Origin of the sequence: Streptomyces sp. NBC_00224 (assembly GCF_041435195.1) — a bacterium.
In the GTDB taxonomy this organism is placed as follows: domain Bacteria; phylum Actinomycetota; class Actinomycetes; order Streptomycetales; family Streptomycetaceae; genus Streptomyces.
In genome coordinates this window covers 2,234,034-2,257,718 of sequence record NZ_CP108106.1, presented here as the reverse complement: position 1 = coordinate 2,257,718, position 23,685 = coordinate 2,234,034, and the positions used below count along the sequence as shown (strand labels likewise).

The window sequence follows — 23,685 nt, the reverse complement described above, 5'->3', positions numbered from 1 at the left end:
GGGAACGCGGGCAGGGAAGGGTGCGCGGCGGTGGAGGTCCCCGGGCCTGGCTACGATGGGCCAGCCGGTGGCCAGCAGGGCCGCGCGGCCACACCGACCGTCGGGAAGGCCATGCTGAACAAGTACGCGCGTGCATTCTTCACGCGTGTCCTCACGCCGTTCGCCGCGTTTCTGCTCCGCCGGGGGGTGAGCCCGGATGCCGTGACCCTGCTCGGCACGGCCGGAGTGATGGCGGGTGCGCTGGTCTTCTTCCCCCGGGGCGAGTTCTTCTGGGGCACGATCGTCATCACCCTGTTCGTCTTCTCCGACCTGGTCGACGGCAACATGGCCCGCCAGGCGGGGATCTCCAGCCGCTGGGGCGCGTTCCTCGACTCGACGCTCGACCGCGTCGCGGACGGCGCGATCTTCGGCGGCTTCGCCCTCTGGTACGCGGGCAGCGGCGACAACAACGTCCTGTGCGCGGTCTCCATCTTCTGCCTGGCCAGCGGCCAGGTCGTCTCGTACACCAAGGCGCGCGGCGAGTCGATCGGGCTGCCGGTCGCCGTCAACGGCCTGATCGAGCGGGCCGAGCGCCTGGTCATCTCGCTGGTCGCGGCCGGTCTCGCGGGGCTGCACAAGTTCGGCGTGCCCGGCATCCAGATCCTGCTGCCGATCGCGCTGTGGGTCGTGGCCGTGGGCAGCCTGATCACGCTGATCCAGCGGGTGGTGACGGTGCGCCGCGAGGCGGCGGAGGCCGACGCCGCCGCCAGGACCAGTGAGGCCGCCTCATGAGGGAACGGCTGACGGACACGCTCTACGGACTGGGCTGGGCCACCGTCAAGAAGCTCCCCGAGCCGATGGCCACGGGCCTGGGCCGGCGGATCGCGGACACGGTGTGGAAGCGGCGCGGCAAGAGCGTGCTGCGCCTGGAGTCCAACCTCGCGCGCGTGGTGCCCGACGCCTCCCCGCAGCGCCTGGCCGAGCTGTCCAAGGCCGGAATGCGCTCGTACATGCGGTACTGGATGGAGTCGTTCCGGCTGCCTGCCTGGAGCAGGGACCGGATGAAGACCGGTTTCGCGCCGAGGGACCTCCACCACCTCACCGACGGCCTCGCCTCCGGGCGGGGCGTGGTCCTGGCGCTGCCGCACATGGGCAACTACGACCTGGCGGGCGCCTGGGTCACCACCAAGCTGGACACCCCGTTCACCACGGTCGCCGAGCGGCTCAAGCCCGAGACGCTGTACGACCGGTTCGTCGCCTACCGCGAGAGCCTGGGCATGGAGGTCCTGCCGCACACCGGCGGCTCGGCCTTCGGCACGCTGGCTCAACGGCTGCGGGCGGGCGGCCTGGTCTGCCTGGTCGCGGACCGCGACCTGTCCGCCTCCGGCGTCGAGGTGAAGTTCTTCGGGGAGGCCGCGCGGATGCCGGCCGGGCCCGCGCTGCTGGCCCAGCAGACGGGCGCGCTGCTGCTGCCCGTGACGCTCTGGTACGACGGGTCGCCCGTCATGCAGGGCAGGGTGCACCCGCCGATCGACGTGCCCGAGACGGGCACCCGCACGGAGAAGACCTCCGTGATGACCCAGGCGCTGGCGGACGCCTTCGCCACCGGAATCGCCGAACACCCGGAGGACTGGCACATGCTGCAGCGACTGTGGCTCGCCGACCTTGAGGAGCGCCGGGCGTGAGGATCGGCATCGTCTGCCCGTACTCCTGGGACGTACCGGGCGGCGTCCAGTTCCACATCAGGGACCTGGCCGAGCATCTGATCCGGCGCGGCCACGAGGTCTCCGTCCTCGCCCCCGCCGACGACGAGACGCCGCTCCCGCCGTACGTGGTCTCGGCGGGCCGGGCGGTTCCCGTCCCGTACAACGGCTCGGTGGCGCGGCTGAACTTCGGCTTCCTCTCGGCGGCCCGGGTGCGGCGGTGGCTGCACGAGGGCACCTTCGACGTCATCCACATCCACGAGCCCGCCTCACCCTCCCTCGGCCTGCTGAGCTGCTGGGCGGCGCAGGGGCCGATCGTGGCGACGTTCCACACGTCCAACCCGCGCTCGCGGGCGATGATCGCGGCGTATCCGATCCTGCAGCCCGCCCTGGAGAAGATCAGCGCGCGGATCGCGGTGAGCGAGTACGCGCGGCGCACGCTGGTCGAGCACCTCGGCGGCGACGCGGTGGTGATCCCCAACGGCGTCGACGTCGACTTCTTCGCCAAGGCCGAGCCGAGGCCTGAGTGGCAGGGCGACACGCTCGGCTTCATGGGCCGCATCGACGAGCCGAGGAAGGGCCTGCCGGTCCTGATGAGGGCGCTGCCCAAGATCCTCGCGGAACGCCCGCAGACCCGCCTCCTGGTGGCGGGCAAGGGCGACGCGGAGGAAGCCGTGGCGTCCCTCCCGCCCCAGATGCGCTCCCGCGTGGAGTTCCTGGGCATGGTCAGCGACGAGGACAAGGCGCGCTTCCTGAGCAGCGTCGACGTGTACGTGGCGCCCAACACCGGCGGCGAGAGCTTCGGCATCATCCTGGTCGAGGCGCTGTCGGCCGGGGCGGCGGTCCTGGCGAGCGACCTGGACGCGTTCGCGCAGGTCCTGGACCAGGGCGGCGCGGGCGAACTCTTCGCCAACGAGGACGCGGACGCGCTGGCCGAGGCGGCCGTGGGTCTCCTGTCCGACCCGGCCCGCCGAGCGGGACTCAGCGCCAGGGGCTCCGCCCACGTACGCCGCTTCGACTGGTCGACGGTGGGCGCGGACATCCTCGCGGTCTACGAGACGGTGACGGACGGCGCGGCATCGGTGGCCACGGACGAACGCCCGGGGTTCCGGGCGAGGTTCGGATTGGCGCGGGACTGAGGGCCCGGGGTTCGTCTGCGGGTGGGTGGGGGCTGGTCGCGCAGTTCCCCGCGCCCCTGAGTGCGCCCCTGCGGGGCGATCCTGTGGCAACCCCGGTGACCCCAACCTCCTAGGGGCGCGGGGAACCGCGCGACCAGCCACCGACGGTCCGCAGACGAACGGAAACCCCGGGGCGCAGCCCCGAAAGCGGGGTGCGGGGGCCGCAGGCCCCGCAACGGGGTCCAGGGGCGCAGGCCCAGGGTGACCGTCTCTACTCCCGCCCACCCCCGGAGGGCCCGGTAGCCTTGCCGCCCGTGACCGTAACCCTCATCTGGATCGTCGTCGCCCTCGTGGCGACCGGCCTCTATCTCAGCTGGACCGCCGGCCGCCTCGACCGCCTGCACGCCCGCATCGACGCCGCCCGCGCCGCCCTCGACGCCCAGCTGCTGCGCCGCGCCTCGGTCACCCAGGAACTGGCCACCTCCGGCGTCCTGGACCCCGCCGCGTCCATCGTGCTGTACGAGGCGGCGCACGCGGCGCGCCAGGCCGAGGAGGAGCACCGGGAGGTCGCCGAGAGCGAGCTCAGCCAGGCGCTGCGGGCCGTCTTCGGCGAGCCCGCCCAGATGGAGGCGGTCCGTGAGGCCCCCGGCGGCGTGGACGCGGCGGAGGAGCTGGCCCAGGCCGTACGCCGGGTCCCGATGGCCCGCCGCTTCCACAACGACGCCGTACGCGCCGCCCGCGCCCTGCGCAGGCACCGCACGGTCCGCTGGTTCCGGCTGGCCGGGCACGCCCCGTTCCCCCTGGCCTTCGAGATGGACGACGAGCCCCCGGCCGCGCTGGCGGACCGCCCGGGCTCGTAGCCGTCACCCCCGGGCCCGTAGCCGTAACCCTGGGGCCGTAACCGGAGAGGCGCCCGCGCGAACCGCGCCCCGCCGGCCGATCGGCCCGCCAAAACGATCCACCGCCTCCACATTGGCCCTTGCTGTGGACTGGTCCGCGGAGCCACCCTCATGGGCAGTAGAGAACCCTTTCTTCACCCCCTTCTTCACCCCAGTGAGGTCCCGTGTCCAGCACCATCTCCAACAGCGCCCACACCCCCGAGACCGGCACCGCGCGCGTGAAGCGCGGCATGGCCGAGCAGCTCAAGGGCGGTGTGATCATGGACGTGGTCAACGCCGAGCAGGCGAAGATCGCCGAGGACGCGGGCGCCGTGGCGGTCATGGCCCTGGAGCGGGTCCCGGCCGACATCCGCAAGGACGGCGGCGTCGCCCGGATGTCCGACCCCAACATGATCGAAGAGATCATCGAGGCCGTCTCCATCCCGGTCATGGCCAAGTCCCGCATCGGCCACTTCGTCGAGGCCCAGGTCCTCCAGTCCCTCGGCGTCGACTACATCGACGAGTCCGAGGTCCTCACCCCGGCCGACGAGGTCAACCACAGCGACAAGTTCGCCTTCACGACCCCGTTCGTCTGTGGCGCCACCAACCTGGGCGAGGCCCTGCGCCGTATCGCCGAGGGCGCGGCCATGATCCGCTCCAAGGGCGAGGCCGGCACCGGCAACGTCGTCGAGGCCGTCCGCCACCTGCGCCAGATCAAGAACGAGATCGCCAAGCTGCGCGGCTTCGACAACAACGAGCTGTACGCCGCCGCCAAGGACCTGCGCGCCCCGTACGAGCTCGTCAAGGAGGTCGCCGAGCTCGGCAAGCTCCCGGTGGTGCTGTTCTCCGCCGGTGGCGTCGCCACCCCGGCCGACGCCGCGCTGATGCGCCAGCTCGGCGCCGAGGGCGTCTTCGTCGGCTCCGGCATCTTCAAGTCGGGCGACCCGGCCAAGCGCGCCGCCGCCATCGTGAAGGCCACCACCTTCTACGACGACCCGAAGATCATCGCGGACGCCTCCCGCAACCTGGGCGAGGCCATGGTCGGCATCAACTGCGACACCCTCCCCGAGGCCGAGCGCTACGCCAACCGCGGCTGGTAGTACCGACATGACGCACACCCCCGTGATCGGTGTCCTGGCCCTCCAGGGCGACGTACGGGAGCACCTGATCGCCCTGGCCGCGGCGGACGCCGTGGCCAGGCCGGTCCGGCGCCCCGAGGAGCTCGCCGAGGTGGACGGCCTGGTCATACCCGGCGGCGAGTCCACCACCATCTCCAAGCTCGCGGTCCTCTTCGCAATGATGGAGCCGCTCCGCGCGCGCGTGGCCGACGGCATGCCCGTCTACGGCACCTGCGCCGGCCTGATCATGCTCGCCGACAAGATCCTCGACCCGCGCTCGGGCCAGGAGACGATCGGCGGCATCGACATGATCGTGCGCCGCAACGCCTTCGGACGGCAGAACGAGTCGTTCGAGGCCACCGTGGAGATCTCCGGAGTCGGCCCCGTCGACGGCGTCTTCATCCGGGCGCCCTGGGTGGAGTCGGTCGGCGCGCAGACCGAGGTCCTCGCGGAGCACGGCGGCCACATCGTGGCGGTGCGCCAGGGCAACGCCCTCGCGACCTCGTTCCACCCCGAGCTGACCGGCGATCACCGGATGCACGCCCTCTTCGTGGACATGGTGCGCGACGCCCGGTGACCGGCTCCCGGTAGGATCTCTGCCGAACGACGCAGAATTGGTTACGCGAAGGAGACAGGCAGATGTCCGGCCACTCTAAATGGGCTACGACGAAGCACAAGAAGGCCGTGATCGACGCCAAGCGCGGCAAACTCTTCGCGAAGCTGATCAAGAACATCGAGGTGGCGGCCCGCACCGGCGGCGCCGACATCGACGGCAACCCGACCCTCTTCGACGCCGTGCAGAAGGCGAAGAAGCAGTCGGTGCCCAACAAGAACATCGACTCCGCGCTCAAGCGCGGTGCCGGTCTTGAGGCGGGCGGCGCCGACTACGAGACGATCATGTACGAGGGCTACGGCCCCAACGGTGTCGCGGTGCTCATCGAGTGCCTCACCGACAACCGCAACCGTGCCGCCTCGGACGTCCGCGTCGCCATGACCCGCAACGGCGGCAACATGGCCGACCCGGGCTCCGTCTCGTACCTCTTCAACCGCAAGGGCGTCATCGTCCTCCCCAAGGGCGAGCTCTCCGAGGACGACGTCCTCGACGCGGTCCTGGAGGCCGGCGCCGAAGAGGTCAACGACCTCGGTGACTCCTTCGAGATCATCTCCGAGGCCACCGACCTGGTCGCGGTCCGCACGGCCCTCCAGGACGCCAGCATCGACTACGACTCGGCCGACTCCAACTTCGTCCCGACCATGCAGGTCGAGCTGGACGAGGAGGGCGCGCGCAAGATCTTCAAGCTGATCGACGCGCTGGAGGACAGCGACGACGTGCAGAACGTCTTCGCCAACTTCGACGTCTCCGACGAGGTCATGGAGAAGGTCGACGCGTAGCGCTGCCGCGCGCTGAGCGGTTTCGGCGGGCCGATGGGACACGTCCCACCGGCCCGCCGCTGTTGTCAGTGGCAGCGGATAGCCTGGCAGCAAGTCAAAGATCACCGAGGGGAGGGGCCGTGCGCGTACTCGGAGTGGACCCCGGACTGACGCGGTGTGGCGTGGGCGTCGTCGAGGGGGTCGCGGGCCGGCCGCTCACCATGCTGGGCGTCGGTGTCGTACGGACGCCCGCGGACGCCGAGTTGGGCCACCGCCTCGTCGCCATCGAGCAGGGCATCGAGCGGTGGCTCGACGAGCACCGGCCCGAATTCGTCGCCGTGGAGCGGGTGTTCAGCCAGCACAACGTGCGTACGGTGATGGGCACCGCCCAGGCCAGCGCCGTCGCCATGCTCTGCGCCTCCCGCCGCGGCATCCCGGTCGCCCTGCACACCCCCAGCGAGGTCAAGGCCGCCGTCACCGGCAGCGGCCGGGCCGACAAGGCCCAGGTCGGAGCGATGGTGACCCGGCTCCTTCGGCTCGACGCCCCGCCGAAACCGGCCGACGCGGCGGACGCGCTGGCCCTCGCCATCTGCCACATCTGGCGCGCCCCCGCCGTCAACCGGCTGCAACAGGCGCACGAGCAGGCCCGCCGTGCCCAACTCTCCGTAAAGAAGGTCACGCGATGATCGCCTTCGTCAGCGGCCCGGTCGCCGCCCTCGCCCCCGACACCGCGGTGGTCGAGGTCGGCGGCGTCGGCATGGCCCTCCAGTGCACTCCGAACACGCTTGCCGGTCTCCGTATCGGCCAACAGGCCAAGCTGGCCACGTCGTTGGTCGTACGGGAGGACTCGCTGACGCTGTACGGCTTCGCGGACGACGACGAGAAGCAGGTCTTCGAACTGCTCCAGACCGCCAACGGGGTGGGCCCCCGGCTCGCCCAGGCGGTCCTCTCGGTGCACACGCCGGACGCGCTGCGCCGGGCCTTCGCCTCCGGCGACGAGAAGGCGCTGACCGCCGTCCCCGGCATCGGCAAGAAGGGCGCCCAGAAGCTCCTCATCGAGCTGAAGGACCGGCTCGGCGCGCCCGTCGGCAGCGCCCCGGCGGTCGGCGCCCCGGTCACCGCGGGCTGGCGCGACCAGCTGCACGCCGCCCTGATCGGCCTCGGCTATGCGACCCGGGAGGCCGACGAGGCGGTCGCCGCCGTCGCCCCGCAGGCCGAGGCCGCCGGGAACCCGAACATCGGAGCGCTCCTGAAGGCCGCGCTGCAGACCCTCAACCGCGCCCGCTGACCGAGCCGACGAGAGAACCACACTGATGAACTGGGACGAGACCGGAGCCGACGCCACCGACCCGAGGCTGGTCGACTCGGTGGCCGACGGCGAGGACCAGGCCGTCGAGGCCGCCCTGCGCCCCAAGGACCTGGACGAGTTCGTCGGCCAGGAGAAGGTCCGCGAGCAGCTCGACCTGGTGCTGCGCGCGGCCCGCGCGCGCGGCGCCACCGCCGACCACGTGCTGCTCTCCGGCGCCCCCGGCCTCGGCAAGACCACGCTCTCGATGATCATCGCGGCCGAGATGGGCGCCCCCATCCGGATCACCAGCGGCCCGGCGATCCAGCACGCGGGCGACCTCGCCGCGATCCTCTCCTCCCTCCAGGAGGGTGAGGTCCTCTTCCTCGACGAGATCCACCGGATGTCGCGGCCCGCCGAGGAGATGCTCTACATGGCGATGGAGGACTTCCGGGTCGACGTGATCGTCGGCAAGGGCCCCGGCGCCACCGCCATCCCGCTGGAGCTGCCCCCCTTCACCCTGGTCGGCGCCACGACGCGCGCGGGGCTGCTGCCGCCCCCGCTGCGCGACCGCTTCGGCTTCACCGGGCACATGGAGTTCTACGAGCCCGCCGAGCTGGAGCGCGTGATCCACCGCTCGGCCCGCCTCCTCGATGTGGAGATCGACCCGGCGGGCGCGGCCGAGATCGCCGGCCGCTCGCGCGGCACGCCCCGTATCGCCAACCGGCTGCTGCGCCGCGTCAGGGACTATGCGCAGGTCAAGGCCGACGGCGTGATCACCTGCGAGATCGCGGCGGCGGCCCTGCGGGTGTACGAGGTGGACAGCCGGGGTCTTGACCGGCTGGACCGGGCGGTTTTGCAGGCCTTGCTGAAACTGTTCGGCGGCGGCCCGGTCGGCCTGTCCACGCTGGCGGTCGCGGTGGGGGAGGAGCGCGAGACCGTCGAAGAGGTGGCCGAGCCCTTCCTCGTACGGGAAGGCCTGCTCGCGCGGACCCCGCGCGGGCGCGTCGCCACCCCCGCCGCCTGGGCGCACCTCGGCCTCGTCCCGCCCCAGCAGGGCCCGGGCGGCGTCTCGGGAAGCGGACAACAGGGGCTCTTCGGGCCGTGACGGCGCGGGTGGGTGCACGGGGAGGAACCCCGGTGGGATGCTGGGCGTTGTTCCAGCTGTGCGGACTCGCTTAGACTCCGCCGATGCCGCCCATACATTTACCGGTCGGCATACCCACCCCCAGATCAGGCCGCACTCCTTGCGCGGTCGTGCGAAGGAAGTTCGTCCCGTGAGTCTCGTGACCCTTCTCCCCTTCATCGTCCTCATCGGGGCCATGTTCCTCATGACCCGCTCGGCGAAGAGGAAGCAGCAGCAGGCCGCCTCCATGCGCAATGAGATGCAGCCCGGCACCGGCGTCCGCACCATCGGCGGCATGTACGCCACCGTGAAGGAGATCGGCGACGACACGGTCCTTCTGGAGGTGGCGCCGGGCGTCCACGCCGTATACGCGAAGAACTCGATCGGCGCGGTCCTCTCCGACGAGGAGTACAACCGCATCGTGCACGGCGAATCGGCCGAGACGTCCGACCTCCCGGCCGTGCCGGACGACGCCTCGGCGCTGACCGAGAGCACCGAGGACGCGGCCGACGCGGCCGAGGCCGCCCCGGCGGACGGCAAGATCGACCTGGGCAAGAAGGACGAGGCGGACGACGCCGCCGCGCCCAAGGACGGCAAGGCAGACGGCGAGTCGGACGCGAAGTAACCACTCTCGGGGACCGCTGGGCGCGCACCCGCGCCCGCCGGTCCCGCCGAGGGTGACGACTTCCACGGGGGACGTCCCCACAACACTTCGTGGCCGCCCAGGCGCACACCCGGCGCGGGCGGTTGGACAGGGAGAAACGACAAGGTGGCAGCACCGAAGAAGGGCCGAAGGCCGGCGGGGGCCCAGGGCAGGCCGGGGCGCACCCTGGTCCTGTTCCTGATCGCCATGGTGGCCCTCGCGGGCGGCATGTTCGCCTCCGGGCACAAGACGCCGCGCCTGGGCATCGACCTCGCCGGCGGTACGAGCATCACGCTCAAGGCCAAGGCCGAGCCCGGCCAGGAAAAGGCGATCAACAAGGCCAATATGGACACCGCGGTTTCGATCATGAACCGTCGTGTCAATGGCCTGGGTGTCTCCGAGGCCGAGGTCCAGACCCAGGGCGATCGCAACATCATCGTCAACATCCCCAAGGGGACGAACTCGGAGCAGGCCCGCCAGCAGGTCGGCACCACCGCCAAGCTCTACTTCCGGCCCGTCCTGACGGTAGCCGCCGGCACCCCGACGAAGCCCGCGCCCAGCACCACGCCGAGCCCCTCGGCCAGCAAGGGCGCGGACAAGAACGGCGACAAGAACAAGCCGTCCACGACGCCGTCGGCCAAGCCGAGCTCGAAGTCGACGCCGCAGGGCCGCGCTCTCACCGACGCCCTGAAGGCGGACGGCAAGCCGTCCCCGAAGACGACGCCGACGCCGAACACCTCGAAGCCGGGCACGACGCCGCCCACCCCGTCCGCCAACGACGCGGCCGCCGTCGCCAAGCTCCAGAAGGACTTCGAGTCGCTCGACTGCTCCACCAAGGAGTCCCGCGCCAAGGCCGCCTTCGGCAGCAAGGCCACCGACACGATCGCGTCCTGCAGCCAGACGGGTGACGCCAAGTACATCCTCGGCCCGGCCGAGATCGAGGGTACGGACGTCAAGAAGGCCAAGGCGGTCATCGACCAGCAGCGCGGCATGTGGATCGTCCAGATGGACTTCACGGGCAAGGGCTCGAAGAAGTTCCAGTCGATCACCGGCAAGCTGTCGAAGCAGCAGTCCCCGCAGAACCAGTTCGCCATCGCCCTGGACGGCCAGGTCGTCTCGGCCCCGTCGGTGAGCCAGACGCTCAGCGGCAGCGCCGAGATCTCCGGCAGCTTCAACCAGCGCTCCGCCACCGACCTGGCGAACGTGCTGTCCTACGGCGCCCTGCCGCTCTCCTTCGAGGAGCAGAGCGTCACCACCGTCACCGCCGCGCTCGGCGCCGACCAGCTGCACGCCGGTCTGATCGCCGGTGCCATCGGTCTGGCGCTGGTCATCATCTACCTGGTGCTCTACTACCGGGGTCTGGCGCTGGTCGCCATCCTGAGCCTCGTGGTCTCCGCGATCCTCACGTACGTGATCATGGCGCTGCTCGGTCCGGCCATCAACTTCGCGCTGAACCTGCCCGCGGTATGTGGCGCCATCGTCGCCATCGGCATCACCGCGGACTCGTTCATCGTGTACTTCGAACGGATCCGGGACGAGATCCGCGAGGGCCGCACGCTGCGCCCGGCCGTCGAGCGGGCCTGGCCCCGCGCCCGGCGCACGATCATGGTCTCCGACTTCGTGTCGTTCCTCGCCGCGGCGGTGCTCTTCATCGTGACCGTCGGCAAGGTCCAGGGCTTCGCGTTCACGCTGGGTCTGACCACCCTGCTCGACATCGTCGTGGTGTTCCTGTTCACCAAGCCGGTGATGACGCTCCTGGCGCGCAAGAAGTTCTTCGCCAACGGCCACCCGTGGTCCGGTCTGGATCCGCAGCGCCTCGGTGCCAAGCCGCCGCTGCGCCGCTCCCGCCGCACCTCCGCCCCCACCGACCCGAAGGAGGCGTGAGATGTCGCGACTCGGTCATCTCGGCGCCCGGCTCTACCGCGGTGAGGTCGGCTACGACTTCGTCGGCAAGCGGAAGATCTGGTACGGCATCTCGATCCTGATCACCATCACGGCCATCGTGGGCCTGGCGGTGCGGGGTCTGACGATGGGCATCGAGTTCGAGGGCGGCGCGGTCTTCACCACCCCGAAGACCAGCGCCTCGGTCGCCCAGGCGGAGGAGGTCGCGGAGCGGGCCTCCGGCCACGACGCGATCGTCCAGAAGCTCGGCAACAAGGGCCTGCGCATCCAGATCAGCGGCATCGACACCGCGAAGTCGGACGCGATCAAGTCCCAGCTCTCCAAGGAGCTCAAGGTCCCGGCCGAGGACATCAACGCCGACCTCGTCGGTCCCAGCTGGGGCGACCAGATCGCCAACAAGGCGTGGACCGGTCTGATCGTGTTCATGATCCTCGTGGTGATCTATCTGGCGATCGCCTTCGAGTGGCGCATGGCGCTCGCGGCGCTCGTCGCGCTGATCCACGACATCACGATCACTGTCGGTGTCTACGCACTGGTCGGCTTCGAGGTCACCCCGGGCACCGTGATCGGTCTGCTGACCATCCTGGGTTACTCCCTCTACGACACCGTCGTCGTCTTCGACGGTCTCAAGGAGGGCCAGCGCGGCATCACCAAGCAGACCAGGCTCACCTACAGCGAGATGGCGAACAAGAGCCTCAACGGCACCCTGGTGCGTTCCATCAACACCACGATCGTCGCGCTGCTCCCGGTGGCGGGCCTGCTGTTCATCGGTGGCGGCGTCCTCGGCGCCGGCATGCTGAACGACATCTCGCTGTCGCTGTTCGTCGGCCTCGCGGCCGGTGCGTACTCCTCGATCTTCATCGCCACCCCGCTGGTCGCCGACCTCAAGGAGCGCGACCCGCAGATGAAGGCCCTCAAGAAGCGGGTGCTCGCCAAGCGGGCGGCGGCCGCAGCCAAGGGCGAGACGGGCGAGCCGCAGGACGCCGAGCCGCAGGACGGCGCCGATGACGACGACGCGGCCGAGACCGCGGGCGCGGTCGTCGGCCAGCGCCGCCAGCCCTCCCGCAACAACCGGGGGAAGCGCCGATGACGGTCTCCACCCAGGAGCTGCTGCTCAGCCGCATCCGTGATGTGCCGGACTACCCGAAGCCGGGCGTGCTGTTCAAGGACATCACGCCGCTGCTCGCGGACCCGGCGGCCTTCGCGGCCCTGACCGACGCCCTCGCCGAGCTGTGCGTACGGCACGGCGCGACGAAGATCGTCGGTCTGGAGGCGCGCGGCTTCATCCTGGCGGCCCCGGTCGCGGTCCGCGCCGGAATCGGCTTCATCCCCGTGCGCAAGGCGGGCAAGCTCCCCGGAGCGACGCTCTCGCAGGCGTACGAGCTGGAGTACGGCACGGCGGAGATCGAGGTGCACGCCGAGGACCTGGCCGCGGGCGACCGCGTCATGGTCATCGACGACGTGCTGGCGACCGGCGGCACGGCCGAGGCCTCCCTGGAGCTGATCCGGCGGGCCGGAGCCGAGGTGGCCGGAGTCGCGGTCCTGATGGAGCTCGCCTTCCTGGCCGGGCGGAACCGGCTGGAACCCGCCTTGCGCGGGGCCCCGCTGGAGGCTCTCATCACGCTCTGACCAGGGCAGTAATCGCCAGGAGGCGGGCGCCGGAGGAATCCGGCGCCCGCCTTCCGCGTTTACCGGGTACAGCCCGTCACACCCGCCCGACACGAACCGGCCGCCCAGGATCGATACCATGGGCTTTCCGGGCCTGACCGGGGGACCCGGATCCTCCCCCGAACTTCGTCCGGGGGGACCCCCAGAGGAGCGCTCTTGCCAGACGAGGCCCAGCCACTGTCCGCCGAGCGGCCCGACCAGCAGGCCGAGCAGGCTACGGCGGCCCCCGCCGCGCCCGAGCAGCCGGCGGCGGAGTCCAAGCCGAGCGCGCCGCAGCCGCCCCAGCGGCCCCTCGCGGCGGCCCCGGCCCCCAAGCCCACGCCCCCCGCGAGCCCGGTGACCCGCTCCGGCGGCTCCTCCAACCGCGTCCGCGCCCGGCTCGCCCGCCTCGGTGTGCAGCGCTCCTCCACGTACAACCCGGTCCTGGAGCCGCTGCTGCGGATAGTGCGCAGCAACGACCCGAAGATCGAGACCGCCACCCTGCGCCAGGTCGAGAAGGCCTACCAGGTCGCCGAGCGCTGGCACCGCGGCCAGAAGCGCAAGAGCGGCGACCCGTACATCACGCACCCGCTCGCCGTCACCACCATCCTGGCCGAGCTGGGCATGGACCCGGCGACCCTGATGGCCGGGCTGCTCCACGACACCGTCGAGGACACCGAGTACGGCCTGGACACCCTGCGCCGCGACTTCGGCGACCAGGTCGCCCTGCTCGTCGACGGCGTCACCAAGCTCGACCGGGTCCAGTTCGGCGACGCCGCGCAGGCCGAGACCGTGCGCAAGATGGTCGTCGCCATGGCCAAGGACCCGCGCGTCCTGGTCATCAAGCTCGCGGACCGCCTGCACAACATGCGCACCATGCGCTACCTCAAGCGGGAGAAGCAGGAGAAGAAGGCCCGCGAGACCCTGGAGATCTACGCTCCGCTGGCCCACCGCCTGGGCATGAACACCATCAAGTGGGAGCTGGAGGACCTCGCCTTCGCGATCCTCTACCCCAAGATGTACGACGAGATCGTACGGCTGGTGGCCGAGCGGGCGCCCAAGCGCGACGAGTACCTGGCCATAGTGACCGACGAGGTCCAGTCCGACCTGCGCGCGGCCCGGATCAAGGCCACGGTCACCGGCCGCCCGAAGCACTACTACTCCGTCTACCAGAAGATGATCGTCCGCGGCCGTGACTTCGCGGAGATCTACGACCTGGTGGGCATCCGCGTCCTGGTGGACACGGTCCGCGACTGCTACGCGGCGCTGGGCACGGTCCACGCGCGCTGGAACCCGGTTCCGGGGCGGTTCAAGGACTACATCGCGATGCCCAAGTTCAACATGTACCAGTCGCTGCACACGACGGTCATCGGCCCCAACGGCAAGCCGGTCGAGCTGCAGATCCGTACGTTCGACATGCACCGCCGCGCCGAGTACGGCATCGCCGCGCACTGGAAGTACAAGCAGGATCCGTCCGCCGGCGCCTCCAAGGTGCGTACCGACGTGCCGAAGAAGGCCGGCAAGGACGACCACATCAACGACATGGCGTGGCTGCGCCAGCTGCTCGACTGGCAGAAGGAGACCGAGGACCCCAGCGAGTTCCTGGAGTCCCTGCGCTTCGACCTGTCGCGCAACGAGGTCTTCGTCTTCACCCCCAAGGGCGACGTCATAGCGCTCCCGGCGGGTGCGACACCGGTGGACTTCGCGTACGCGGTCCACACGGAGGTCGGCCACCGCACGATAGGCGCACGGGTCAACGGCCGCCTCGTCCCGCTCGAATCCACCCTGGACAACGGTGACTTGGTGGAGGTCTTCACCTCCAAGGCGGCCGGCGCCGGGCCCTCGCGCGACTGGCTGGGCTTCGTCAAGTCGCCCCGCGCCCGCAACAAGATCCGCGGCTGGTTCTCCAAGGAGCGCCGCGACGAGGCGATCGAGCAGGGCAAGGACGCCATCGCGCGCGCCATGCGCAAGCAGAACCTGCCGATCCAGCGCATCCTCACCGGCGACTCCCTGGTCACCCTCGCGCACGAGATGCGCTACCCCGACATCTCGTCCCTCTACGCGGCGATCGGCGAGGGCCATGTGGCCGCGCAGGGCGTCGTGCAGAAGCTGGTGCAGGCGCTCGGCGGCGAGGAGGCGGCCAACGAGGACATCGCCGAGTCGGCGCCGCCCTCGCGCGGCCGCAGCAAGCGCCGGGCCAACGCCGATCCGGGCGTGGTCGTCAAGGGCGTCGACGACGTGTGGGTCAAGCTGGCCCGCTGCTGTACGCCCGTCCCCGGCGACCCGATCATCGGCTTCGTGACGCGCGGCAGCGGCGTCTCGGTGCACCGCGCGGACTGCGTCAACGTCGACTCGCTCTCGCAGCAGCCGGAGCGGATCCTCGAAGTCGAGTGGGCGCCCACCCAGTCGTCCGTCTTCCTGGTCGCCATCCAGGTGGAGGCACTGGACCGCTCGCGCCTCCTGTCCGACGTCACACGGGTCCTCTCCGACCAGCACGTCAACATCCTCTCGGCGGCCGTCCAGACCTCCCGCGACCGGGTGGCCACCTCCCGCTTCACCTTCGAAATGGGCGACCCGAAGCACCTCGGGCACGTACTGAAGGCGGTGCGGGGAGTGGAGGGCGTGTACGACGTCTACCGGGTGACCTCGGCGCGCAGGCCCTGACCCCTCCACGGCGTCCGCCCCGGATCGTCCAATCAGCTTGCGGTGCAGGCGAGTTGGGCGAATGATCGGGGCGGGCGGCAGCGGGGGGTGAGATGGCGGAGCCAACCTTGATCGGCGGGCGCTTCGAGGTGCTGCGGCGCCTGGGAGCCGGCGGCATGGGTGAGGTCTACGAGGCGCTGGACACGGCACTCGACCGCCGGGTCGCCGTCAAGCTCATCCGCTCCGCGCTCATGTCCGACGAGTCCGGCGCGCGGTTCGCGCGGGAGGCGCGGGCGCTGGCCAGGATCGACCACCCCAATGTCGTCACGGTGTACGAGGCGGGGGTGCAGGACGACGTCCCCTACCTGGTGATGGAGCTCCTGGAGGGGGTGGGCCTCCAGGACCTGCTCAGGGAGCGCGGGCCGCAGGACGAGGCGACGGTACGCGCGGTGGCCGCCGGAATCTGCGAGGCACTCGCGGCCGTGCACCGGGCGGGCATGGTGCACCGGGACGTCAAGCCCAGCAACGTCCAGCTGACCAGGACGGGCCGGGTGGCCCTGCACGACTTCGGCATCGCGCAGCAGCACGACTCCACGGCGGTCACCCGCACCGGGATCGTGGTCGGAACGCCCGCCTACCTGGCCCCCGAGCAGCTCATGGGCGCGCCGTCCGGGCCGCAGTCCGACATGTATGCCGTGGGCAGCTGCATCTTCGCGATGCTGACCGGCGCTCCGCCGTTCGCGGCCGAGTCGGTGCACGCCATCATGTTCAGGATCACTCAGGAGCCGGCGCCGCCTCTGCACGGCAGCCCCGGTATCCCGGACGACCTCGCGGATCTGGTCGCGGCGCTGTTGCAGAAGGAGCCGGCCAAGCGGCCCACCGCCCAGGCGGCGATCCCCCTGCTCCGCTGCCCTGCGGACGCCGACGAACTGGTCGCGGAGGCGGTCACGGGGGAGCTGCGCCAGCGGGCCGTCGAGAACTTCGCTCCGCTCGCCCCCGAAGCCCGGTCCGCCACCACCCCGGAGCCCCCGGAGCCGCCTGCGGCCGTGTCGAAGGAGGCGCGGGAGGCGCCCCCCTGGCAGCTGCCGCAGCCCGACGAGCCGCTCGCCCTCAGCCGCAGCACCCGCAGCCAGATCCTGTTGGCCATGTCGCCGGAGGCCGCCGAGGCCCGCCAGCGCGAAGCCGTCAACCTCGTGCTGCGGGGCTCACTCGAAGAGGCCGTACAGCTCCTCTCCGTGGTCGCCGAGGTGTGGCGCACCAGCTACGGCCCCGACCACCCCGCCACCCTCACCTGCAACTACTGGCAGGGAGTCTGCCTCGCCCGGCTCGGTGCCGCGGGGGAGGCGGTCGCCAAGTTCTCGACCGTGTCCGCCGCGGCCCACCGCGCCCTCACCCAGCAGAAGCTCGCCCGGATCGCCTCGGGCGCCGAACCGCATCCGTCCGACGAAAGGTGATGAGGGGCCAGTGACGCAGATCGAGGTCCGGGTGACCGGCGGGGCCGACTCCGAGGAGGAGCTGCGCTCACTGCTGCGCTGGCTCAAGGCGGACGACGACATCGGACGCGGTGTGCACGGCGTGCTGGCGAGCTCCGAGCCCGCCCGCCCCGACCACCTGGGCGTACTGCTCGACCTCATCTCGCTCAGCGTGAGCGGCGGGCTCTCCGCCGCGCAGCTATCCCTGGCCGTCGACCAGTGGCGCGCGGGCCGGCGCGGCGCCCGCCGGGTCACGCTGCGCAGGGACGGGTGGGAGATCGAGGTGGACGGCGCGGACGCGCGGACCGTACGGGACATCGCCGAGCTGCTGAGGGAGCCCGCGGACGAGGAGCAGGGCGATGCCGGCGGGCCTGCCTGACCCCTCCGCGTCGGCGGCCGTCCTGATCGGCACGTCCAGCTATCTGCACCTGCCCCAGCTGCCGGCCGTCGAGACGAACATCGCGGACCTGTCGAGGATCCTCCAGGATCCGACCGTGTGGGGGCTGCCCGGCGGGAACACCCTGACGGTGGCCGACCCCGAGACCCCGGCCGCCTTCCTCGACCCCGTGTACGCGGCGGGCGAGCGGGCGCAGGACACCCTGTTCGTCTACTACTGCGGCCACGGCCTGCGCGACTCCGACTCCGCCGACCTCTATGTCGCCCTCACCGGCTCGCGCGAGAGCTCCGGCTACACGGCGGTCGAGTACCGGCATCTGCGCGCCGCGATCCTCGCCTCCCCGGCCCGCCGCAAGATCGTCGTACTCGACTGCTGCTTCAGCGGGCGCGCCGCCCGCACCCTGAGCGGTCCGGGCGCCCTCGCCGCGCAGGCCGGCATCCAGGGCGCCTATGTGCTCACCGCCTCGCCCAAGGACCATGTCGCCCTCGCGCCGGAAGGCGAGCGGCACACCGCGTTCACCGGGGAGCTGCTGCACGTCCTCGACAACGGGCTCCCGGAGGCCCCCGACACCCTGGACCTGGAAACGCTGTTCCGCGCGGTCGACGCCCGGCTCGGCGCGCGGAACCGGCCGCGTCCGCAGCGCAGCCAGGAGAACGACGTCGGCCGGCTCCCGCTGGTGCGCAACCGTGCGAAGGCGTCGGCCAGAGCCCCGGCCGGGCCGGTCATCGACGCCGACGTCGAGGCCGCGATGGTCTCCTCCGGGCTCCAACTGGCCCGGCTGCTCAGATCGGTGGGCCGCGGCAGGGACGCCCTGCCGGTGCTCCGCATGATCCTCCAGAACAGCGTGCCCGACGCCGACGGCGACACCATCACCGTGCACCTGGAGCTCGCCGAACTGCTCACCGAGACCGGCCAGGACCAGCAGGCCATCCAGGTCCTGGAGAGCGCCTTCCACCAGACCCACAAGCGGTTCGGCCCGGAAGCCGTCACCGTCTCCCGGCGCCTGTCCGAACTGCTCCAGACCGCCGGCAACCACAGCCAGGCCTGCGAGGTGCTGCGCCACGCGCTGGACAGCCTGGAGCGCTCCACCCGGCAGCCCGGCGCCACGGCCTGAGCGACACACACGAAAGGGCCTCCCGTACGTCACGTACGGGAGGCCCTTTCGCCGTGGCGGCGGGTGTGTCAGCCGCCGAACTCCTCAAGGCCCTTCAGAGCCTGGTCCAGCAGCGCCTGACGGCCTTCGAGCTCCTTGGCGAGCTTGTCGGCCCTGGCGTTGTTGCCCGCCGCGCGCGCCGCGTCGATCTGGCCGCGCAGCTTGTCGACGGCGGCCTGGAGCTGGCCCGTCAGACCCGCGGCACGCGCGCGTGCCTCCGGGTTGGTGCGGCGCCACTCCGACTCCTCGGCCTCCTGCAGGGCCCGCTCCACGGCGTGCATCCGGCCCTCGACCTTCGGGCGGGCGTCGCGCGGCACGTGGCCGACGGCCTCCCAGCGCTCGTTGATGCCGCGGAAGGTGGCGCGGGCCGCCTTCAGGTCGGTCACCGGGACGAGCTTCTCGGCCTCGACGGCCAGGTCTTCCTTGAGCTTCAGGTTCTCGGTCTGCTCGGCGTCACGCTCCGCGAAGACCTCGCCGCGCGCGGCGAAGAAGACGTCCTGGGCGCCGCGGAAGCGGTTCCACAGCTCGTCCTCGGCCTCGCGCTGGGCGCGGCCCGCCGCCTTCCAGTCCGTCATCAGGTCGCGGTAGCGGGCGGCCGTGGTGCCCCAGTCCGTGGACGAGGACAGCGACTCGGCCTCGACGACCAGCTTCTCCTTGGCCTTGCGGGCCTCCTCGCGCTGCGCGTCGAGCGACGCGAAGTGCGCCTTGCGGCGCTTGGAGAACGCCGAGCGCGCGTGCGAGAAGCGGTGCCACAGCTCGTCGTCGGACTTCCGGTCGAGCCGCGGCAGGCCCTTCCAGGTGTCCACGAGAGCCCGCAGCCGCTCGCCGGCCGAGCGCCACTGCTCGCTCTGCGCCAGCTCCTCGGCCTCGGTGACCAGCGCCTCCTTGGCGTGCTTGGCCTCGTCGGTCTGCTTGGCCTTCTGGACCTTGCGCTCCTCGCGCCGCGAATCGACGGTCTCGACGAGCTTGTCGAGCCGCTTGCGAAGCGCTTCGAGGTCGCCCACCGCGTGGTGCTCGTCCACCTGGGTGCGCAGGTGCTCGATCGCGGTCTGGGCGTCCTTCGCCGACAGGTCGGTGGTCTTCACCCGTCGTTCGAGGAGGCCGATCTCGACAACCAGGCCCTCGTATTTGCGCTCGAAGTAGGCCAGGGCCTCCTCGGGAGACCCCGCCTGCCACGATCCGACGACGACTTCGCCCTCGGCTGTACGCACATACACGGTGCCCGTCTCGTCGACGCGGCCCCACGGGTCGCTGCTCACAGCGCCTCCTCCACATGATGCCTGCGCGAGGGGTTCGGCCCTCGTGGCATCGTCCACAGTTTCCGGGACGGGCCTCGCCCGCCCTCCACAACGCGATTTTCACCGCGCTGCACAACGCCAATCTAGGCGACCGGCCGCCCGGCTGTCCGCACTCAGCGCGGCCGAATTCCGCGGGTCAGTCCTTGTTGACGGCGGCCTTCGTGATGGTGACGGCCGTCTTCGGCGCACCGTCCCCGGCGCCGCCGGCCACCCCTGCCTTCGCCACTTCCTGCACGACCTTGAGCGCCGCGTCGTCCATCGTGCCGAACGGCGTGTAACTGGGCGGCAGTTTGGTGTCCTTGTAGACCAGGAAGAACTGGCTGCCGCCGGTGTGCGGCTGGCTGGTGTTGGCCATCGCGACCGTGCCCGCCGGGAACGTCACGGTGCCGTCCGCGCCCGCCTTGCCCAGACCCGTCAGGTTCTCGTCGGGGATCGTGTAGCCGGGGCCGCCGCTGCCGTCGCCCTTGGGGTCGCCGCACTGGAGCACGAAGATGCCCTGCGTGGTCAGCCGGTGACACTTCGTGTTGGTGAAGTAGCCCTTGTCGGCGAGGGACTTGAACGAGTTGACCGTGTGCGGGGTCTTCGCCGCCGCCATCTTGAACGCGATGTCACCGGCGCTGGTCTTCAGCGACATCGTGTACGAGGCCTTCTGGTCGATCGCCATCTTCGGCTCCGGCGCGGAGTCCTTGCTCGCCGAGGGCGTCGGGGTCTCGGACGGCGCGGCGGAGTCCGACTTCTTCTTGTCGTCGTCGGAGGAGAAGGCTCCCGTGGCGAAGGCCGCCCCGCCCGCCGCGACGACCACCGCGAGGGTGGCCGCGATGACGGTGTTGAGGCGTTTGGACTTGCGACGGGCCTGTTCGCGGCGCTGCTGCTGACGCTCGAACTTCTCCCGGGCGAGCTGGCGCCGGCGCTGATCGCTGCTGACCACCGGTGGTCTCCTTGTGCGGTGTAGTGGAGTACGGACGCGTGTACGCGCGGACTGTGCCCGTACCGTATATGGGTTCGCTGTGACAGGAGCAGCGCCGGTAGGCTCTGAACAGCCGCAATCACCCGTCGTACGAGAAATTGAGGACGATCGTGCTCATTGCCGGGTTCCCCGCCGGGGCCTGGGGCACCAACTGCTATCTGGTCGCCCCCGCCGCAGGCGAGGAGTGCGTGATCATCGACCCGGGCCACCAGGCCGCCCAGGGAGTCGAGGACGCGCTCAGGAAGCATCGGCTCAAGCCCGTCGCCGTCGTCCTCACCCACGGCCACATCGACCACTGCGCCTCGGTCGTCCCGGTGTGCGGGGCCCACGACGTGCCCGCCTGGATCCACCCCTCGGACCGGTACATGATGAGCGACCCGGAGAAGGCGCTCGGCCGCTCCTTCGGCGCGCAGATCATGGGCGAGCTGACCATCGGCGAACCGGACGACGTCAAGGAGCTGACGGACGGCGCGACGCTGAAGCTGGCCGGCATGGAGCTCACCGTGTCGCACGCGCCCGGCCATACCAAGGGGTCGGTGACGTTCGGGCTGCCCGAGGCGGAGGACATCCCTCCGATCCTGTTCTCGGGCGACCTGCTCTTCGCCGGCTCCGTCGGACGCACCGACCTGCCCGGCGGCAGCCACGCCGAGTTGCTCGAATCGCTGGGCCGTGTGTGCCTGCCGCTCGACGACTCGACCGTGGTGCTGTCCGGCCACGGCTCCCAGACCACCATCGGCCAGGAGCGCGCCACCAACCCGTATCTGCGGCAGGTGGCCGCCGGCCCGGGAGAGGGCATCGCCTCTCCCCGACGAGGAATGTGACGAGAAGCTTCCCCATGAGTACCTTCCAGGCCCCCAAGGGCACGTACGACCTGCTGCCGCCGAACAGCGCCACCTACCTGGCCGTCCGCGAGGCGATCGCGGCGCCCCTGCGCAACTCCGGCTACGGGTACGTCGAGACCCCGGGCTTCGAGAACGTCGAGCTCTTCGCGCGCGGTGTCGGCGAGTCCACCGACATCGTGACCAAAGAGATGTACGCCTTCGAGACCAAGGGCGGCGACAGGCTGGCGCTGCGCCCCGAGGGCACCGCGTCCGTGCTGCGCGCGGCCCTGGAGGGCAATCTGCACAAGGCCGGCAACCTGCCCGTCAAGCTCTGGTACTCGGGCTCGTACTACCGCTACGAGCGCCCCCAGAAGGGCCGCTACAGGCACTTCTCGCAGGTCGGCGCCGAGGCGATCGGCGCGGAGGACCCGGCGCTCGACGCCGAGCTGATCATCCTGGCGAACGACGCCTACCGCTCGCTGGGGCTGCGGAACTTCCGCATCCTGCTGAACTCGCTGGGCGACCAGGAGTGCCGACCGGTCTACCGGGCCGCCCTCCAGGACTTCCTGCGCGGCCTCGACCTCGACGAGGACACCCTGCGCCGGGCCGAGATCAACCCGCTGCGGGTGCTCGACGACAAGCGCGATGCGGTGCAGGCGCAGCTGGTGGGGGCGCCGCTGCTGCGCGACTACCTGTGCGACGCGTGCAAGGCGTACCACGAGGAGGTCCGCGAGCTCCTGAACGCCGAGGGCGTCGAGTACGAGGACGACCCCAAGCTGGTGCGCGGCCTCGACTACTACACCCGCACGACCTTCGAGTTCGTCCACGACGGTCTGGGCTCGCAGTCCGCGGTCGGCGGCGGTGGCCGCTACGACGGCCTCTCCGAGATGATCGGCGGCCCCGCGCTGCCGTCGGTGGGCTGGGCGCTGGGCGTCGACCGTACGGTCCTGGCGCTGGAGGCCGAGGGCGTCACCCTCGACATCCCCTCCGCGACCAGCGTGTTCGCGGTGCCGCTCGGCGAGGAGGCGCGCCGGGTGCTGTTCCGCGTGGTCACCGAGCTGCGCCGGGCCGGGGTCGCGACGGACTTCAGCTACGGCGGCAAGGGCCTCAAGGGCGCCATGAAGAACGCCAACCGCTCCGGCGCCCGCCTCACCATCGTCGCGGGCGAGCGGGACCTGGCCGAGGGCGTGGTCCAGCTGAAGGACATGGAGTCCGGCGACCAGGTGGCGGTCCCCGTCGCGGAGGTCGTCGAGGCCGTGCGCACGCGCCTGGTCTGACGGCCGGGTCAACCCGGTACGCAAGGCGTCGTCCTGATGGATGACGCCGATGCCGAAGTGCCAAGTCCGGTCGTCGCGGGCCGGACTTGGCGCGGTGCAAGTCGCCGTCCTTATCTCCATCGAACGGTGGCCGGGCCACGGATTGCGGCACAATGGCCCCTGCCCAGCAGCCACGGAATGACGGAACGGCGATATGACCACAACAGTTGACGACGTCTCCTCCGGCCAGGAGCAGGTGAGCACCAAGGGCACCGTCGGCGGCAGCCGCGCGTTCGCGTGGCTCCTGGTGATCACGGGGGCCGCCGGACTGCTCGCGGCCTGGGTCATCACCATCGACAAGTTCAAGCTGCTCGAAGACCCGAACTTCACACCGGGCTGCAGCCTCAACCCGGTGGTCTCCTGCGGCAACATCATGAAGAGCGACCAGGCCTCGGCGTTCGGCTTCCCGAACCCGATGCTGGGTCTGGTGGCGTACGGGATCGTGATCGCGGTGGGCATGAGCCTGCTGGCGGGCGCGCGCTTCCGGCCCTGGTACTGGCTGACCCTCAACGCGGGCACGCTCTTCGGCGTCGGGTTCTGCACCTGGCTCCAGTTCCAGTCGCTGTACCGGATCAACGCGCTCTGCCTGTGGTGCAGCCTGGCGTGGGTCGCCACGATCTTCATGTTCTGGTACGTGACCTCGCACAACATCCGCCGCGGCCTGCTGCCGGCGCCGGGCTGGCTGAAGTCGTTCCTGTCGGAGTTCACCTGGGTGCTGCCCGTGGTGCACGTCGGGATCATCGGAATGCTGGTCCTGACGCGCTGGTGGGACTTCTGGACGAGCTGACCGGTACCGGGGCCCCAGTACCGGGCCCGGGGGCGTTGTCAGTGGGGTGACATAGGGTTCC

At 70.9% G+C, this 23,685-nt stretch carries 23 protein-coding genes; 21 read left to right on the top strand and 2 right to left on the bottom strand.

Going from position 1 to position 23,685, the window contains the following annotated elements; translation table 11 throughout:
• The first annotated feature begins 111 nt into the window (after positions 1–111).
• From pgsA to OG965_RS09955, 18 genes are all read left to right on the top strand, one after another.
• Positions 112–771: a phosphatidylinositol phosphate synthase gene (pgsA, locus tag OG965_RS10040; protein ID WP_371651294.1), complete on the top strand. Its 660-nt coding sequence runs from the start codon at positions 112–114 to the stop codon at positions 769–771.
• The gene (locus tag OG965_RS10035; RefSeq protein WP_371651292.1) at positions 768–1,664 is read left to right on the top strand and encodes a phosphatidylinositol mannoside acyltransferase; all 897 of its coding nucleotides are present in this window, start codon (positions 768–770) and stop codon (positions 1,662–1,664) included. Before pgsA ends, OG965_RS10035 begins: the two co-directional genes overlap by 4 nt.
• Positions 1,661–2,821 carry a glycosyltransferase family 4 protein gene (locus tag OG965_RS10030; RefSeq protein ID WP_371651290.1) on the top strand — a complete coding sequence of 387 codons (1,161 nt, stop codon included), beginning with the start codon at positions 1,661–1,663 and terminating at the stop codon, positions 2,819–2,821. Before OG965_RS10035 ends, OG965_RS10030 begins: the two co-directional genes overlap by 4 nt.
• A 293-nt stretch (positions 2,822–3,114) precedes the next feature.
• Positions 3,115–3,660, top strand: a complete 546-nt coding sequence (locus OG965_RS10025; RefSeq protein ID WP_371651288.1) for a hypothetical protein — start codon at positions 3,115–3,117, stop codon at positions 3,658–3,660.
• Between the two features lie 203 nt (positions 3,661–3,863).
• Positions 3,864–4,778, top strand: coding sequence for a pyridoxal 5'-phosphate synthase lyase subunit PdxS (gene pdxS, locus OG965_RS10020; RefSeq protein WP_371651286.1), 915 nt, complete (start codon positions 3,864–3,866; stop codon positions 4,776–4,778).
• 7 nt (positions 4,779–4,785) lie between these two features.
• Entirely contained in the window at positions 4,786–5,373 is a 588-nt protein-coding gene (gene pdxT / locus OG965_RS10015) for a pyridoxal 5'-phosphate synthase glutaminase subunit PdxT (RefSeq protein WP_371651284.1), read from the top strand.
• A 62-nt stretch (positions 5,374–5,435) separates the two neighbouring features.
• Positions 5,436–6,188, top strand: a complete 753-nt coding sequence (locus tag OG965_RS10010) for a YebC/PmpR family DNA-binding transcriptional regulator (RefSeq protein ID WP_371651281.1) — start codon at positions 5,436–5,438, stop codon at positions 6,186–6,188.
• Between the two features lie 119 nt (positions 6,189–6,307).
• On the top strand, positions 6,308–6,853 hold the full coding sequence (gene ruvC / locus OG965_RS10005) for a crossover junction endodeoxyribonuclease RuvC (protein WP_371651279.1): 546 nt from the start codon (positions 6,308–6,310) through the stop codon (positions 6,851–6,853).
• The gene (gene ruvA, locus OG965_RS10000; RefSeq protein ID WP_371651277.1) at positions 6,850–7,455 is read left to right on the top strand and encodes a Holliday junction branch migration protein RuvA; all 606 of its coding nucleotides are present in this window, start codon (positions 6,850–6,852) and stop codon (positions 7,453–7,455) included. The genes ruvC and ruvA overlap by 4 nt, the downstream gene beginning before the upstream one ends.
• 25 nt (positions 7,456–7,480) lie before the next feature.
• The gene (gene ruvB / locus OG965_RS09995; protein ID WP_371651275.1) at positions 7,481–8,560 is read left to right on the top strand and encodes a Holliday junction branch migration DNA helicase RuvB; all 1,080 of its coding nucleotides are present in this window, start codon (positions 7,481–7,483) and stop codon (positions 8,558–8,560) included.
• 169 nt (positions 8,561–8,729) lie between these two features.
• A complete protein-coding gene (gene yajC, locus OG965_RS09990) occupies positions 8,730–9,203 on the top strand; it encodes a preprotein translocase subunit YajC (protein ID WP_371651273.1) in 474 nt (157 codons plus the stop codon).
• 144 nt (positions 9,204–9,347) lie between these two features.
• Positions 9,348–11,105, top strand: a complete 1,758-nt coding sequence (gene secD, locus OG965_RS09985) for a protein translocase subunit SecD (protein ID WP_371651270.1) — start codon at positions 9,348–9,350, stop codon at positions 11,103–11,105.
• A gap of 1 nt (position 11,106) precedes the next feature.
• A complete protein-coding gene (gene secF / locus OG965_RS09980) occupies positions 11,107–12,213 on the top strand; it encodes a protein translocase subunit SecF (RefSeq protein WP_371651268.1) in 1,107 nt (368 codons plus the stop codon).
• A complete protein-coding gene (locus OG965_RS09975) occupies positions 12,210–12,752 on the top strand; it encodes an adenine phosphoribosyltransferase (RefSeq protein WP_371651266.1) in 543 nt (180 codons plus the stop codon). The genes secF and OG965_RS09975 overlap by 4 nt, the downstream gene beginning before the upstream one ends.
• Before the next feature lie 195 nt (positions 12,753–12,947).
• Entirely contained in the window at positions 12,948–15,434 is a 2,487-nt protein-coding gene (locus OG965_RS09970; protein WP_371651264.1) for a bifunctional (p)ppGpp synthetase/guanosine-3',5'-bis(diphosphate) 3'-pyrophosphohydrolase, read from the top strand.
• Between the two features lie 92 nt (positions 15,435–15,526).
• On the top strand, positions 15,527–16,867 hold the full coding sequence (locus OG965_RS09965; protein WP_371651263.1) for a protein kinase: 1,341 nt from the start codon (positions 15,527–15,529) through the stop codon (positions 16,865–16,867).
• Between the two features lie 10 nt (positions 16,868–16,877).
• Positions 16,878–17,264 carry a hypothetical protein gene (locus OG965_RS09960; protein WP_371651261.1) on the top strand — a complete coding sequence of 129 codons (387 nt, stop codon included), beginning with the start codon at positions 16,878–16,880 and terminating at the stop codon, positions 17,262–17,264.
• Positions 17,245–18,396 carry a caspase family protein gene (locus OG965_RS09955; protein WP_371651259.1) on the top strand — a complete coding sequence of 384 codons (1,152 nt, stop codon included), beginning with the start codon at positions 17,245–17,247 and terminating at the stop codon, positions 18,394–18,396. Before OG965_RS09960 ends, OG965_RS09955 begins: the two co-directional genes overlap by 20 nt.
• 68 nt (positions 18,397–18,464) lie before the next feature.
• Here OG965_RS09955 and OG965_RS09950 read toward each other — a convergent pair whose 3' ends face one another.
• Positions 18,465–19,694, bottom strand: a complete 1,230-nt coding sequence (locus tag OG965_RS09950) for a DUF349 domain-containing protein (RefSeq protein WP_371651257.1) — start codon at positions 19,692–19,694, stop codon at positions 18,465–18,467.
• A gap of 175 nt (positions 19,695–19,869) precedes the next feature.
• A complete protein-coding gene (locus tag OG965_RS09945; protein ID WP_371651255.1) occupies positions 19,870–20,661 on the bottom strand; it encodes a peptidylprolyl isomerase in 792 nt (263 codons plus the stop codon).
• 149 nt (positions 20,662–20,810) lie between these two features.
• On the opposite strand from OG965_RS09945, the gene OG965_RS09940 reads away from it, so the two are divergent.
• The 3 genes from OG965_RS09940 (at position 20,811) to OG965_RS09930 (ending at position 23,624) form a co-directional block, all read left to right on the top strand.
• Complete coding sequence (locus OG965_RS09940) at positions 20,811–21,521, top strand: MBL fold metallo-hydrolase (protein WP_371651253.1); 711 nt, start codon at positions 20,811–20,813, stop codon at positions 21,519–21,521.
• A gap of 14 nt (positions 21,522–21,535) precedes the next feature.
• Positions 21,536–22,798, top strand: coding sequence for a histidine--tRNA ligase (hisS, locus tag OG965_RS09935; RefSeq protein WP_371651250.1), 1,263 nt, complete (start codon positions 21,536–21,538; stop codon positions 22,796–22,798).
• A gap of 193 nt (positions 22,799–22,991) precedes the next feature.
• Positions 22,992–23,624, top strand: coding sequence for a vitamin K epoxide reductase family protein (locus OG965_RS09930; protein WP_371651248.1), 633 nt, complete (start codon positions 22,992–22,994; stop codon positions 23,622–23,624).
• Positions 23,625–23,685 lie beyond the last annotated feature (61 nt).

Excerpts from the sequence above, each read along its gene's own strand:
- OG965_RS09975 (WP_371651266.1), top strand. The coding sequence starts at position 12,210 with ATGACGGTCTCCACCCAGGAGCTGCTGCTCAGCCGCATCCGTGATGTG.
- pgsA (WP_371651294.1), top strand. The coding sequence starts at position 112 with ATGCTGAACAAGTACGCGCGTGCATTCTTCACGCGTGTCCTCACGCCG.
- pdxT (WP_371651284.1), top strand. The coding sequence starts at position 4,786 with ATGACGCACACCCCCGTGATCGGTGTCCTGGCCCTCCAGGGCGACGTA.
- OG965_RS09965 (WP_371651263.1), top strand. The coding sequence starts at position 15,527 with ATGGCGGAGCCAACCTTGATCGGCGGGCGCTTCGAGGTGCTGCGGCGC.
- secF (WP_371651268.1), top strand. The coding sequence starts at position 11,107 with ATGTCGCGACTCGGTCATCTCGGCGCCCGGCTCTACCGCGGTGAGGTC.
- OG965_RS10010 (WP_371651281.1), top strand. The coding sequence starts at position 5,436 with ATGTCCGGCCACTCTAAATGGGCTACGACGAAGCACAAGAAGGCCGTG.
- OG965_RS09955 (WP_371651259.1), top strand. The coding sequence starts at position 17,245 with ATGCCGGCGGGCCTGCCTGACCCCTCCGCGTCGGCGGCCGTCCTGATC.
- OG965_RS09930 (WP_371651248.1), top strand. The coding sequence starts at position 22,992 with ATGACCACAACAGTTGACGACGTCTCCTCCGGCCAGGAGCAGGTGAGC.
- OG965_RS10035 (WP_371651292.1), top strand. The coding sequence starts at position 768 with ATGAGGGAACGGCTGACGGACACGCTCTACGGACTGGGCTGGGCCACC.
- ruvB (WP_371651275.1), top strand. The coding sequence starts at position 7,481 with ATGAACTGGGACGAGACCGGAGCCGACGCCACCGACCCGAGGCTGGTC.
- ruvA (WP_371651277.1), top strand. The coding sequence starts at position 6,850 with ATGATCGCCTTCGTCAGCGGCCCGGTCGCCGCCCTCGCCCCCGACACC.
- hisS (WP_371651250.1), top strand. The coding sequence starts at position 21,536 with ATGAGTACCTTCCAGGCCCCCAAGGGCACGTACGACCTGCTGCCGCCG.